General features: G+C 61.4%; 13 protein-coding genes. 5 read left to right on the forward strand and 8 right to left on the reverse strand.

What is annotated here, in order from left to right; translation table 11 throughout:
* Together ACFSNN_RS08420 and ACFSNN_RS08425 are read right to left on the reverse strand one after the other, a co-directional pair.
* On the reverse strand, positions 1-769 hold a 769-nt coding region (locus ACFSNN_RS08420; RefSeq protein WP_377779165.1), incomplete at its 3' end, for an ATP adenylyltransferase family protein.
* Between the two features lie 46 nt (positions 770-815).
* Positions 816-1772, reverse strand: coding sequence for a GlxA family transcriptional regulator (locus tag ACFSNN_RS08425; RefSeq protein WP_134465393.1), 957 nt, complete (start codon positions 1770-1772; stop codon positions 816-818).
* 213 nt (positions 1773-1985) lie between these two features.
* Here ACFSNN_RS08425 and ACFSNN_RS08430 point away from each other — a divergent pair, with 213 nt between their 5' ends.
* Positions 1986-2972, forward strand: a complete 987-nt coding sequence (locus ACFSNN_RS08430) for a nitrilase-related carbon-nitrogen hydrolase (RefSeq protein ID WP_134465392.1) — start codon at positions 1986-1988, stop codon at positions 2970-2972.
* 89 nt (positions 2973-3061) lie between these two features.
* Positions 3062-3616, forward strand: coding sequence for a carbonic anhydrase (locus ACFSNN_RS08435; protein WP_134465391.1), 555 nt, complete (start codon positions 3062-3064; stop codon positions 3614-3616).
* Positions 3617-3975: 359 nt separating this feature from the next.
* Here the strand turns inward: ACFSNN_RS08435 and ACFSNN_RS08440 are convergent, their stop codons facing one another.
* Both ACFSNN_RS08440 and ACFSNN_RS08445 read right to left on the reverse strand, forming a co-directional pair.
* Positions 3976-4404 (reverse strand): (R)-mandelonitrile lyase, encoded by a 429-nt coding sequence (locus ACFSNN_RS08440; RefSeq protein WP_134465390.1) that lies wholly within the window; start codon positions 4402-4404, stop codon positions 3976-3978.
* A gap of 283 nt (positions 4405-4687) precedes the next feature.
* Complete coding sequence (locus tag ACFSNN_RS08445) at positions 4688-5695, reverse strand: TIGR03571 family LLM class oxidoreductase (RefSeq protein WP_134465389.1); 1008 nt, start codon at positions 5693-5695, stop codon at positions 4688-4690.
* A 340-nt stretch (positions 5696-6035) separates the two neighbouring features.
* Here ACFSNN_RS08445 and ACFSNN_RS08450 point away from each other — a divergent pair, with 340 nt between their 5' ends.
* On the forward strand, positions 6036-6557 hold the full coding sequence (locus tag ACFSNN_RS08450; protein WP_134465388.1) for a GlcG/HbpS family heme-binding protein: 522 nt from the start codon (positions 6036-6038) through the stop codon (positions 6555-6557).
* 27 nt (positions 6558-6584) lie between these two features.
* Here the strand turns inward: ACFSNN_RS08450 and ACFSNN_RS08455 are convergent, their stop codons facing one another.
* On the reverse strand, positions 6585-7007 hold the full coding sequence (locus ACFSNN_RS08455; protein ID WP_134465387.1) for a VOC family protein: 423 nt from the start codon (positions 7005-7007) through the stop codon (positions 6585-6587).
* Positions 7008-7112: 105 nt separating this feature from the next.
* On the opposite strand from ACFSNN_RS08455, the gene ACFSNN_RS08460 reads away from it, so the two are divergent.
* Positions 7113-7415: a DUF4148 domain-containing protein gene (locus tag ACFSNN_RS08460; protein WP_134465386.1), complete on the forward strand. Its 303-nt coding sequence runs from the start codon at positions 7113-7115 to the stop codon at positions 7413-7415.
* Between the two features lie 215 nt (positions 7416-7630).
* Complete coding sequence (locus ACFSNN_RS08465; RefSeq protein ID WP_134465385.1) at positions 7631-9361, forward strand: FAD-dependent oxidoreductase; 1731 nt, start codon at positions 7631-7633, stop codon at positions 9359-9361.
* 134 nt (positions 9362-9495) lie between these two features.
* On the opposite strand, the gene ACFSNN_RS08470 is transcribed toward ACFSNN_RS08465, so the two are convergent.
* The 3 genes from ACFSNN_RS08470 to ACFSNN_RS08480 form a co-directional block, all read right to left on the reverse strand.
* On the reverse strand, positions 9496-10674 hold the full coding sequence (locus ACFSNN_RS08470) for an FUSC family protein (protein ID WP_134465384.1): 1179 nt from the start codon (positions 10672-10674) through the stop codon (positions 9496-9498).
* A 165-nt stretch (positions 10675-10839) separates the two neighbouring features.
* Positions 10840-11271 (reverse strand): TerB family tellurite resistance protein, encoded by a 432-nt coding sequence (locus ACFSNN_RS08475; RefSeq protein WP_134465383.1) that lies wholly within the window; start codon positions 11269-11271, stop codon positions 10840-10842.
* Between the two features lie 89 nt (positions 11272-11360).
* On the reverse strand, positions 11361-13016 hold the full coding sequence (locus ACFSNN_RS08480; protein WP_134465382.1) for a class I adenylate-forming enzyme family protein: 1656 nt from the start codon (positions 13014-13016) through the stop codon (positions 11361-11363).
* Positions 13017-13225: the final 209 nt, after the last annotated feature.

Here is a 13225-nt window from a genome sequence, read left to right on the forward strand (position 1 = left end):
TCGGCACGAGCAGCATCCATCGACGTGTAACGAGCAGGTTGTACGGCGCCGATTGCTGAAGTTCACCGTCGACCTCGACTGGCTGGATGCCGACGGCTTCGAGCATTGCGCGATAGCAGGAGTGGAGCGACTGCGCCGCATCCACGAAGATCGCGGCGCCGGGCTCGAGTCGCGCGAACGCGTGCCGGAATGGCAAGCCTGGTACGGCTTGCGCGAGACCATCGAGGAGCGTGGTTGTCAGAATCGGCTCGATGGGAACCGGCGTTTCAGACACGCCCAACGGCAACGGCACGATTTGCAGATGCTTGTGCGCCTGACTCGCGCCCGCGGCAGCGCCCGCATTGTAAAAACCGATGCCGTCGAATTCAGCCATGCAGACAATCAGCGACTCGAAGTCCGCGAGGTTGAGGAGCGCGTTCTGCGATTGGAAGTTACGGGTAACGATCAGCAGATGATTGTCGATGACATTGAACTTGTTGAGCAAAGCCAGATGCGTGTCGGAGATATCCGCGACGAAGAGATCCGGCTCGTAGGGCAGGAATGGATTCGCCGATGGGCGCGCCTCATCATGACGCTGTTGCGTTTGCCGGCGCTGCCGCTCCTTGCGGATCAGGCTCGAGACCTGCCGCACGACAAAGCGGATGCCGTCGCTTTCGAGCACTGTCTGGGAGGTCTCGATCCGTTGCAGCGCGCCGCAGCGTAGCGCGTGCTCTGCCTGGCGCAGCATGGCGGGCCACAGGGTTCCAGGTTGAAGGCGGCGATTTTGCATGGTTCGTTGCGGGGATTGATTCGTGATTGAGCCAGCCTGACACATTTCAGCCACCGGCGACCGCTTCCCGCCGGGCGCTCCTGCGCAGGAAATCGGCGGGCACGCCGAACGTTCGGAGGAACGCGCGGCGCATGCGTTCGCGGTCCGCAAAGCCCGTTTCCTGCGCCACCACGTTAATCGTGTGCCGGCCTTGCTCGATCATGAAGCGGGCTGCTTCCAGCCGAAGCTGTTCCACCGCCTTGGCCGGCGACTGACCGGTCTCGGCCACAAAGGCGCGGCTGAACTGACGAGGGCTGAGGTTGGCCACATCCGCAAGCTCCTCGACGGTCAGCGGATTGCGCAGATTTCGGCGGATATGTGCGAGCACCGCTTCGATCCGATCGGACTTCGGCGTCATGTCGAGCAGTGCGGAATGCTGCTTCTGCCCGCCTAGCCGACGCTGATTCATGACGAGAAGCCTCGCGACCATTTTCGCGGTATCGGGACCGAGGTCGTTATCGAGCAGCGCCAGCGCAAGGTCGATGCCGGCCGTCATTCCCGCTGAAGTCCAGATTGGACCGTCGTTGACGAAAATCCGATCTTCTTCCGTTATGACGTTCGGAAAGCGCGCTCTGAATTCAGCTGCATGGACCCAATGCATGGTCGCGCGCCGGCCGTCCAGAAGCCCGGCCTCGGCAAGCACGAATGCGCCGCTGCAGATGGAGGTTATTCGTCGCGAGACTTTGGCTGCTTCTTTCACGAACGCAATCATCGTTGCACCGGACGACGGCATTTTCATTTCGGTGATCGAGCCCACGATAAGGGTGTCGAATCCCGTATCGCCGAATGCCTCGGTTTGCAATGTCATGCCACCCGATGATTCGACGGGACCGCCATGTTCGGACAGCAAATGGACGTCGTAGCACCGGCCTGTTGGGGGCATGTTCGCGATCTCGAACACCGTCAGGGCCGCGAGGCTCATTAGCTGAAATCTTGGCGGCACGATGAAGCCGATCCGATGCATATCTGTTCCTGCCGTCTGCAATGGAAAGTGAACCCGTGCTGTTCAAGTCGCATTCCCGGATGTCGGGCCAATAAGCCCGATCAGTGAGTTTGCCGCGCTCGAATCACAGATGTCATGAAAGGTGGCAACAACGACATCCATCGTAATGGCCCGAGACGTTAAGGTACAAGCACTTCTCTCATCCGCCTCGCAGTCAACGAAAGGATCACCGTCATGTCGAAAATCATTCGTGCCGCAGCCGTCCAGATCGCGCCCGTCCTCTACAGCCGGGAAGGCACGGTCGACAAGGTCGTCAGGAAAATTCTGGAGCTCGGCAAGCAGGGCGTTCAGTTCGCGACCTTCCCCGAGACTGTCGTGCCCTATTACCCGTACTTCTCGTTCATCGAATCGCCATTCGCCATGGGAGCCGAGCATTACAAGCTGCTCGATCAGGCAGTCACTGTGCCGTCGGAGGCTACCCGTGCGATTGGCGAGGCGGCGCGCCAGGCCGGCACGGTGGTGTCGATCGGTGTCAACGAACGCGATGGCGGCACGATCTACAACACCCAGCTTCTGTTCGACGCCGACGGCACGCTGGTGCAGCGCCGCCGCAAACTCTCGCCGACTTATCACGAGCGAATGGTCTGGGGAATGGGCGACGGCTCAGGCTTGCGCGCAGTCGATACCGCCGTGGGCCGTGTCGGTCAGCTGGCCTGCTGGGAGCACTACAACCCGCTTGCGCGCTATGCGCTGATGGCTGACGGCGAGGAAATCCATTCGGCGATGTACCCGGGCTCGTTCGCGGGCGACCTGTTCTCGGAGCAGATCTCCGTCAATATCCGGCAGCACGCGCTGGAGGCTGGGGCCTTTGTTGTCAACGCGACCGCGTGGCTGACCCCCGAACAGCAACAGCAGATTCTGCACGATACGAATACCAGCCAGGTGGGCCCGATTTCCAGCGGCTGTTTCACCGCGATTGTTTCGCCCGAGGGAGAGTACATGGGCGGCCAGCCGCTGCGTGAAGGAGAGGGCGAGATCATTGCGGACCTGGATTTCTGGCAGATCGACAAGCGCAAACGCATGATGGATTCGCGCGGTCATTACAGCCGACCGGACGTCCTCGGGCTGGTGATCGACCGCACGCCGAAAACACACGTACTGGAGCGAACGCTGCGCGCGCCAGGCGAAGAGGCAGTAAGGGATCTCGAAGTACTTGCCTGAAGGCGTGTCGTATCAGGCAATACGGTCATCGTCATTTCACCCACGGAATTCATGGGGCAATTTTGCCCCTCAATACGCTGGAGCAAAAAATGGACTTCAATGATGTCATGCTGGAGCGCAACGCCGACTTCGCCAGCACCGGGTTCACACCTTATCTGAAAATGATGCCGTCGACGGGAACGATTGTCGTCGGCTGCGTTGATCCCCGCGTCGATCCCACGAGCGTGCTGGGATTGAAACAAGGTGAGGCGGCGGTGATCCGTAACGTCGGTGGCCGCGTCAACCGGTCTTTGCTCGAGACGCTGGCGGTCCTCGCCGTCGTCGCGAAAGCGGCGGGACGCCCGGATGGTGCGCGCAATCTCGTCCTGCTACAGCATACGGATTGCGGGATCATTGGCTGCCATAAGCACGCACCTCGATTGCTCGCGAGGCATCTGGGTGTCGAGCCGGCGGAGCTCGACAAGCTCGCAGTTACGGAGCCTTACGAGGCGGTGGCCCTCGATGTCGCAGCGCTTAAAGCAAACAGGGACCTCCCCGACGGGTTGATCGTGTCGGGTCTGGTCTATGACACCAAGACCGGCCGGATCGAGACCGTCGTGCCACCGGCGCCTTTGCGGGAGTCTGGCGCCGGCGATGGCAAGTAGCGTGGCTCGCCGCTGGGCGACAAGCGTCGACGCGACCGGCTCATCACGCAGCGCGAAGGGTCGAGCGTGAGTGCGATAGATGAGGCGAGCCTTGGTTCGCTGATACTTCTGCTGCGTGCCATTGGCCCCGTCGTTGCCCGGAAACGGCTTGCAATCCGCGTCCCTGCCACGCCGGCGACTATGAGCGCACAATGAACAACCACGGGCGCCTGCATCGCAGGTGTGAAGGTGCGCGTCACTCGCCAGCGTAGGGTCGGAAAATCGCCCGACACAGTGATGCGGACATAGCAGCCGGAGTAACGCCCGGCCGCCCGTGGCCAGATCGGGCATCTAGAAGATGCCCTTTCAAAGCCGCGCTATCAATGGTCGTGGCCGTGCCCGCCGCCAGCAGGCCCGACCTGATATTCCGCGTCCGTCACCTTCTCCATCCAGACGACGCTTACGCCGTCCAGCGCTTCCTGAACGCCAATGTGGGTCATCGAGGTCGTAGCGGATGCGCCATGCCAATGCTTGTGACCCGGCGGGCACCAGATCACGTCGCCAGCCCGAATTTCGACGATGGGTTCACCTTCGCACTGAGTCCATCCGCAGCCTGCTGTGACGATCAGCGTCTGTCCGAGAGGATGGGTGTGCCAGGCGCTCCGCGCACCGGGTTCAAACGTCACGCTGACCACGGAAACGCGCGCCGGCTCCGGCGGCATATTCAACGGGTCAATGCGAACAGTACCGGTGAAGTTCGCTTCGGAGCCTTTCACCGACGGTTGCGAACCTACACGCATGAGTTTCATGATCGATCCTTTTCAGTGTGAGATGTTGCTCAACGTTCGGACGGGAAAATAGCGGTGAAACATCGCGTAGCACATCAATAGCAGTCTATAGAGCGGCGCGTGTGGCGATGAGATGGCAAACTGGAAACGTACTTGTGCATGGCGGAGTCGCGCATATGGATACGTTCCGTAATATGAAGATTTTCGTCGAGGTTGCGCAAGCCCGCTGCAGAACTCCCGCTTCAAGGTCGATGTGTCCCATTCAATGGCAACCGCATTGCACGAAGGCATCGGCTCACCGCCTTCATTGAGGAGGGAAAGCGGATAGTACGATCGAGCCGAGTTCATCGAGTATCTCGCCATACGGGCGCGGCGTGACCCGAGGGTTGAGCGCCACGTGATTGACGCCGGCGTCTCGCGCCTGCTCGAGGAAGTCCCTCAACGCACGGCTGCCCATGCCGAACCCGCCGCGAATCCGTGTAAATGGATGATCGGGCTTCGGATGCAAATAAAGGAATCCACCAAAGGCCAGTGGTTTGAATGCGGCCGTATTGGTGGCGGACTGTGTGAGGCTTCGCCATTCGTCTGCGAAGCTGCGCAACCCGGATGGATCCGGAACGAACCCGAGATAACCATCCATGTTCTCGGCGATCCACTGCAAGGTCTGCTGTGAACGGCCGACGGCAATGGCGGGCGTTCGCCCATACGGCGGCTTGGGAAGCATATCCAGCCCACCGGGCGACTGTCCGAAGCGCGCAGAGGCGAACTGCGGGAACGCGCGTTCGCTGACATTCCGGTAAACACCGTAGACGTCTCTGAACCGTTCGCCGCGTGTTTCGAAGTCGATGCCGAAGACGGGATATTCCGACGGCCGGTCGCCGCTCGACATGCCGATCACCACGCGGCCGTTCGTCAGTTGATCCAGCGAATTGACCTGTTTCGCCAACAGCAGCGGTTCGCGCATCGGCAGCACGATGCCCGTCGTGCCGAGTGTGATGTTGCGCGTTGCGGCAGCGAGTTGCGCGATATAGATCAGCGGCTCGAAGATCTGCCCGGCGTCGCCATAAGCGGGATCGAAAAATGGAATGTCGCGTGCCCATAATGCTGCGACGCCAAGCCTCTCCGCGCGCTGCGCCATCGATATGTGGTCGCGCATGGTGGGGTACGGCATGCCGGGGTGCGTTTCCAGCGGCAGAATCAGTCCCACAGTGAGTTCGCGCGGCCGGAATACGCGGTTGTACCCCGGATGCGATTCGAGTCGAATCGTGCTCGCGGTTGTGTCGGTGGGGGCAAGCGTGACGGACATATCCATGGCGTTTCCTCAGAGCGTGGCACGAGATTACGCACTTTCTCGTCGGTGAAGAACGCAGTCGTACAAACAACACTTGATACATGGAGTCAAGAAAGTGCGCCGATATTGGCAACGCGTGGCGTACGCAAACCAACCAATACATTCCCGAAAGCACTTATTCCATCGGAGAAAAACTGTTGTTCAACGACAGGCCGTGCCAAATAGCCGCCGCGACTCCTATAGTTCGCTTGGACCGCAAGCCGGTCTTATCAGTCGACATGCGCCGGGACTTTATGTGCGCACTACTGCCCTTTAACGATCTGTTCCAACGGCGGCATGGCGGCGCCCGCACGGTGTAATCATGAAACGTTTCAGTCTGACCGCGTCGCTATGCATTGCGTCGCTCATGTCGCCGGCGAGTCAGGCGCAAGAACCGCAGCCGTCCGGCTACCACTACACCTTGCCGCTCGACGTCGCGCTCGACGCGGCGAAAGAAGCGATTCGCGTGTGCGAAGCGAAGCATTACTGGGTCACCGCTACGGTGCTCGACATGGATGGCGTGCCGCAGGTGGTACTGCGCGGAGACAGGAGCACGGTCCACACCGCCGAATCGAGCATGCGTAAAGCCTTCACCGTTGTGACACTGGGGCCGGAATTCGGCTTCGACCGGTCGAGTGGATTTTTCGAATTGATGAAGACGAGTCCATACGCACCGCAACTCGCGACCGTGCACAACGTCATGGCGTTGCCGGGCGCGGTTGCGTTCAAGGTGAATGGAGAGATGGTGGGCGCACTCGGTATTGGTGGCGCACCCGGCGGCGACAAGGACGAAGTGTGCGCGGCGGCGGGCGTAGCGAAAGTCGCGGATCGCTTGCCGCACTGAGTCTGCTTCCGGTAGCGGACTAGGTGCTCAGGCAGCCGCGACTCGCGGATCGAAGTCGAACTCGAGCCGGATGCCGCCCGGTTCGAAAATCATCGTGTGCCGCTTCGGGCCGGCACCCAAGGTCTCTGGTGCAAATTGAACCTCGACGCCGTGCCATTTGGACACTTTCGAGAACACGTCGTCGAGCGCGGCTTCACTGCCGACGCGCAGCGCGAGGTGGTGCAGGCCCACGTTCGTTTTGCGGTCGAATTCCACGCGGCCCGCTTGATTCTGGACTTCCCACAGCGTCAGCACGACCTGTCCGTCGGACACGAACGCAGCCGGATAGTCTGGCTTCTCGCCAACTTGCGTCCATCCCAAACAATTGATGAAAAAGTCGCGAGTGAGATTCAGATCGCGAACGGTCAAGCCGATGTGATCGATGCCAAGTGTCAGCGGTTTCGCAGTCATTTCGAACCTCCGGGTTGTGGTGGTGATGCTACCGCAGAAAAGCAATGTGGATGCAGACAAGTGAGTTTGTTGCACGCAGGTCCATTATTTATCGAGGTTTTTGCCATGAAATCGATTATCCGTGGAGTACTTATTGCCAGCGCGCTCGTGATTCCCGTTGCGTCGTTCGCTCAGTCGACCGAACACACGACACGTGCGCAGGTTCGCGCGGAACTCGTGCAGCTGGAGAGCGTGGGTTATCACGTCGGTGACGGCGATCCGACGCACTATCCAGATGCAATCCAGGCCGCCGAAGCGAAGCTGGCGGCGCGCGACGCATCGACGAGCAACTACGGCGGCGCATCGAGCACGTCACAATCAGGTGGCGGCGTGTCGGCTGCGGACTGGAATGCAATGTATAGCCGCTGAGCGTTCAATAGTCTTCCTTAACCAACGCGCGGGCGTAGCGGCCCGCCATCCTGGTTTACGCCTGGCGCGCATCGCTCGAGTCCGGCGCGGACCCGAAGAACAAACAGAAGAAATCTTGGGCGGCGGCTACAACTCGATTACTCTTTTCATTGCAATCGCGTAGGCCGCCGGCCACGCGACGGCGCCGCAAACTTTGCATTGAAGGAGGGGCCGCGATGAGCAACGAGTCAGGGCCGCAAGGCGATACGCCCGCTCTTCTGCCGCCGGCGGATGAAAGCCGTATCGACGGCGCGCTCGCCGATGACCCGGCGGTGCGCGATCATCCGCGTTACCAGCAGATGTTTCCGGTCCTCACGGATGCTGAAGTCGACCGGGTGCGCCGCTTCGGCAGCTTGTCCCGCTACGTCAAAGGCGAATTGCTCTATCGCGCGGGAAGTCTCTGCCCCGGCATGTTCGTTCTGCTGTCGGGCAAAGTCCGGATAGTCGGCCGTGATGGCCTCGGCCACGAACGGATCATTCACACCTATACGCAGCGCGGCGAGTTCACCTCGGATGTCACCCAGCTCTCCAGCAAGCCCGCGGTTGTCGACGCGCATGTCGTCGAAGATGTCGAAGCGGTATTGGTGCGGCCCGACGAACTCAGCGCCATGATGATCAGTGAAGCCGATCTCGGCGAAAAGATCATGCGCGCACTGATTCTGCGGCGTGTCCTCGTGATCGAGCGCGGCCAAGGGGTCATTCTCGTGGGCTCGTCCAATCACCCACAACTGCTCTCTTTGCAGAATTTCCTGCGCCGTAATGCTTTTCCGAATATGACGCTCGATGCGCAGCGAGACCCTGAAGCCATTGCTTTGCTCCAACTCCTGACGCCGCAGCCCAATGACTTCCCGCTTGTCGTTTGTCCGAACGGCACTGTGTTGAGAAATCCCGACGAGGGGCAACTCGCATCGTGCCTAGGACTGATTCCCGAGTTCGATCCGGCGCACGTCTACGATGTGGCGATCGTCGGCGCGGGTCCCGCAGGACTCGCCGCGGCTGTCTACGCGGCATCCGAGGGACTGTCGGTGGCGGCGCTCGACTGCCGCGCACCCGGCGGCCAGGCCGGTACGAGCGCGCGCATCGAAAACTATCTGGGCTTTCCTACCGGCATTACCGGGCAGGCGCTTGCGGGCCGCGCGTTCGTCCAGGCGCAGAAGTTCGGCGCGCATATCGGCATCCCGTGCGAGGTCAAGGCGTTGTATTGCCACAAGCAGCCGCCGGTCCTGGAGCTTGCCGATGGCCGCCGCATTACGACGCGCACTGTGGTTATCGCCAGCGGTGCGGAGTATCGGCGGCCTGTCGTCGAGGACCTGCCGCGCTTCGAACGCTGTGGCGTCTATTACTGGGCGACGCCGATCGAGGCGAGACTGTGCCGCAAGGAGCCGGTGTTGCTGCTCGGCGGGGGCAATTCCGCGGGGCAGGCGGCGGTGTTTCTCGCTTCACATGCCGAGCATGTGCATATGTTCATTCGCGGCGCGAGCCTCGCGCGCAGCATGTCGCATTATCTGGCGGAGCGTGTCGCGTCGCTGCCGAATGTGACGCTTCATACGCATATCGAACTAACCGCACTCGAAGGGGCGGCGCGCCTCGAGCGCGTGCACTACCGCGGTGCCGGCGGCATTGAAGGAAGCATGACGGCACATCATCTGTTCGTATTCATCGGTGCGGAACCGAATACGGAATGGCTCAAGACATGCAGTGTGTCGCTCGACAGCAAAGGGTTCGTCCTGACGGGCACCGACCTCAGGGAAGCGGGCGTCCATTCGATGCCGCTGCAGACGAGCGTCGAGGGTATCTTTGCGATCGGCGACGTGCGATCAGGATCGACCAAGCGTGTCGCGTCGGCGGTGGGTGAGGGCGCGGCCGTGGTGGGGCAGATTCATGGTTTCCTGGCGGGTACGGGGTGACTTTATTCCCGGCGCAGTCTTTGTTCGCGGCATGACCATCTATTGCGGTGCCGCTTATGCCTCGCTGATTCACCACTAGGTAAACGACCGCAGTCGAAAAGAACCGCAGTGATAGTGCCAAGTGCCTGCCTGTCTTAACGACTCGCATCCTGAGGCACGGGCGGCATATACAGCCGGCTGGTCACGACCATTACCACCGCCAACACGACAATCCCGGTGAGAATGCCGGATAGCCGCATGAGCGCAGGTATTGGATCGGACGACCAATGGTGGTCCTGGACAAACACCATGATGAACGCGATGGTGAATTGGCGGCCCACGTAGCTTGCGCCTTGCCGTCCTGTTTGCACGTGACATCCTGCCCACACGCCGATGGAAAGCGCGAGCATGCACAGGATTGCTTGCCCTTGCATCAGAGGAAGCAGCGCCACACCGATCACACCGGCCAGCAGGCAGCCGGCCACCCGCTGCACCATCTTTTCCATGACCGGCTGCCGCGTTCTGTCCGCTGTCAAAGCCGGCGGTACGACCAGCACCGCGACCGCCGTGACCATTGCTTGCGCGAAACCCGGCAGATGCAGAACATAGGTCAGGGATGCAAGGATTGTGATGGACAGCGCGGCCTGCAAGCACAACAGCATGCGAGTCGAGCGCGCCGACTCCAGTGGCGGCGTCAATTCCGCAGCGCCAGGCAGACCCGCAGACTCACCCGCCGCGTGAGCGGTTGTGGCATCCGATGGCGTTCTGTTTCTTCGATACCACTTCGGCCCGAAATGAAACACACTCGCCACCAGCAGGCAGGCAAGTGTTCCAACCGCGACTTCGGCGACGCGCAACGCCGCGAATAGAGCGGTCGCCCGGAAGGATGCGAACTTGTGCGCTTCGTACGTCACCATCAGGGCCGTCACGCCGCCCAGAACCCAGGCGTAGGTGGCTTTCGATCCATTGGCCCGATATACCGCGACAGCGCCGATCGCCCCCAGCGCGGGCACAAACACCCATGGTCGGTCACCGATCCAGGGCCCGGCGACGCCTCCCAGCGCGGCGCCTGTCACCGTGCCGATGATGCGGTGTGCGGCACGCTGCACGGAGCCGGCAAAACTCGTCTGCATGACCGCGAAGCCGCTGATTGCGGCCCACCACGTGTCCGATAGGCCCAACGCGTTGGCAAGCGCGACAGAGAGCGCGACCGAGAGCATCGCCTGAGCCGCGAATGTCGTGCGCGCTCGGGAAGCCTTCCAGGCCGCCAGTTCACGCCCGAGCCCGAAGACGGCCGTGCGGCAGAGTTGAGCAAGCGTGCCGGCGAGCGTCATCTACGCCGCCGCACTCGAAACGAAGGGCCCAGGCACGATGGCGGAAAAGACAGAGTGATCCATATCGAGCGGGTCTCCTTTTATCGCGCGCGCTATGACACTTATGTCGAGTCATCCTCGCAGCCATGCTGCAGATTATATGTCTGAGGCGCGAGAGGCCACGCGTTACGAAGCGGGCGTGCCCGCAAGCGCAACTTGCCGAACAGGACGGGCCGGGAGTTGCCACGCGTCGCGCAGCAGTCTCAGGAACTCGGCTTCACGATCGCAGTGGCCACGGTCCGCCATGACGGCTTCGCTGCACAACTCCAGGATGTCGCGACGCAGTTGCCGGTCCTGCACGTCAGCCGCGAGCCAGGCAAGCGTCGTGGAATCGACCTGACACATGTCGCTCCAGTTCAGATAGCCTGAGCGCGTCAGGTCTTCGTACAGCGTTTGCACGATCGAGAGCAATCGGTGTCGGTTCAACAACAGGCGCCTTTCCATGCCGCCGCGATCGAGCGCGTCGAGTTCGGTGAGGCTGAGGTGTCCATCGACTAGCAGGCAAGCCGCCAGGATGCGGCCTGCCGCCTCGGGACTGTTGCATTGATAGTGACGCATTTGCTACTCCTTTCCATATCGGCAAGAACGGGGCGGCGAAATGAACCCTGAGATGAGGCGGGCTAATCGCCGTGACGATTCGGTTTACCTCACGCACTTACTTGCTGAGGAAAACGAATGAGGGGTGTGTCATGTGGCGGGTTGGCGTTGGCTGGGGCATTGCGGCGGCCGTCCGTGCGCCGGTCAGCGACGACATTGCCGGCCAGTTGGCGCGAGGCATGGCTCGACTGCGAGTCGCCTTGCATGACCATTTCGATCGCGGTGCGGTCTGCTTTTCCCTGTTCAGTCAGCGGCACGCGATCGGCCACGACGATACGAATCCGCCTCGCAACCGAACGGCCTAATACGATTTCCAGTCTGCGCATGCACCGCGCGACGTCCACCTGCCCGGCGAGCCATGGTTCGATCAACGCATTCCATCGGTGTTCGAGGGCAGTCTCGTTTGCGGCCAGCGCCACCGCGTAGCGAACGTCCGGTAAGCGGCACAAGACGTCTTCGATCAGGGTTGGGCCAATCGTCAGTCCATCGATTTCCGCGACGTCGGCCGCGCGGCCGAGAACATGCAGATTCGCTGCTTTGTCGATGAAACCGACGTCGCCGGTCAGACACCAGCCATGCTGAAACTTGTGTGTCTCTTCGACCGGCTGATGGTAGTAACCATCCGCCACAGCGGCCGACTTCACTTCGATGTTTCCGCACTGTCCCGCATGCGCCAGCGTTCCGTCGGCGCGGCGCAAACGTACCTCGACGCCGGGTCGAACAGGGCCCGCGCAGGCCAACAGTTGCGGATTTGCCTCGTAGGTGGATGGCGGCAGAATGCTGACGACACCGGTTTCGCTTGCGCCGTAAAGATGCGTGAGCACGGGACCCAGACGCGCGATCGCGCGTTGCCGCAGTACCGCGGGCGCTGACCCGCCGATGTGCGCAATGGAGCGCAACGACGACAGGTTGCGCCGGCCCACGTCCGGGTGGTCCATTGTCTCGAACAGTTGAGGCTCGACGAGAAGCACGTCGGTGATACGTTCCGATTCGATCGTCGCGAGCGTCTCCGCGGGATCGTATCGGCGCTTCAGCACGACCGTACCGCCGCCGATGAGCGTGGTGTCGACGAGCACTTGCGACAGGTAGGCGAGCGGGCCGTTGATAAGCTGACGCCGGTCTTTATCGTCCGCCGCGCAGACCATCGCCGAATAAGCCGCGAAGGACCGTCGGCTGCATTTCGGCACACCCGTCGTGCCGCCCGACGAGACGAGGACCGCGAGATCGTCGGCGCTCAGTTGTCCGCGCAACGGCAAATCCGACTGCGTTTGCGCGAGCTTGTCCAGGCGTGTAGACACGGGACCGACGCCGACGAAGAGCACGTGGCTCTCGACCGCAACGGGGAGATGGTGAAGGGTTTCCGGGAAGGCTACGAGAAGCGTCGGTTGGACGCGGGCCAGCAAGGCTGCGCGCCGTTCCGCGTTCGTCGATGCAGGCATGAACATCGCAGCCGAACCGAGCAGGTTTGCGGCGTAGCGAATCGCAAGCGCGTCCGGACAATTGGGGGCGAGCAGCGCGACCAGAGAGCCCCTGCCGATGCCAAGCACCGCAAGCGCCCGCGCATAGCGGAATATTGCCGTTCGCAGGGTCCTGCCCGTTACGTCATGGTCGAAATAGCGCAGTACCGCCCGATCGGATTGTGTTTCCAGTTGATCGAGCAAGGCGTCGACATAGGGCCGAAACGCTGATTTTCCGTCGTTTTGCATGATTGCTCCGTTCCAGTGATGCGTGATTCGATATGCGAATCAGGCTGTGCTGTGACGGATTGTGCGTTTGCAGAATGAGCGGAGAATTAGCGGGTGTGGGTGCGAGTGGGTGGGCGTTGTTTGGCCAGTGCCGCGCGTAATTGATTCTTAGCGATCGCGGCGGCCAGTGGCTGCCGCTCGAATTCATACGAGCCAGAGGTGTGTGTTTG

The organism is Paraburkholderia dipogonis (assembly GCF_042680985.1).
GTDB classification, from domain to species: Bacteria; Pseudomonadota; Gammaproteobacteria; order Burkholderiales; family Burkholderiaceae; genus Paraburkholderia; species Paraburkholderia phytofirmans.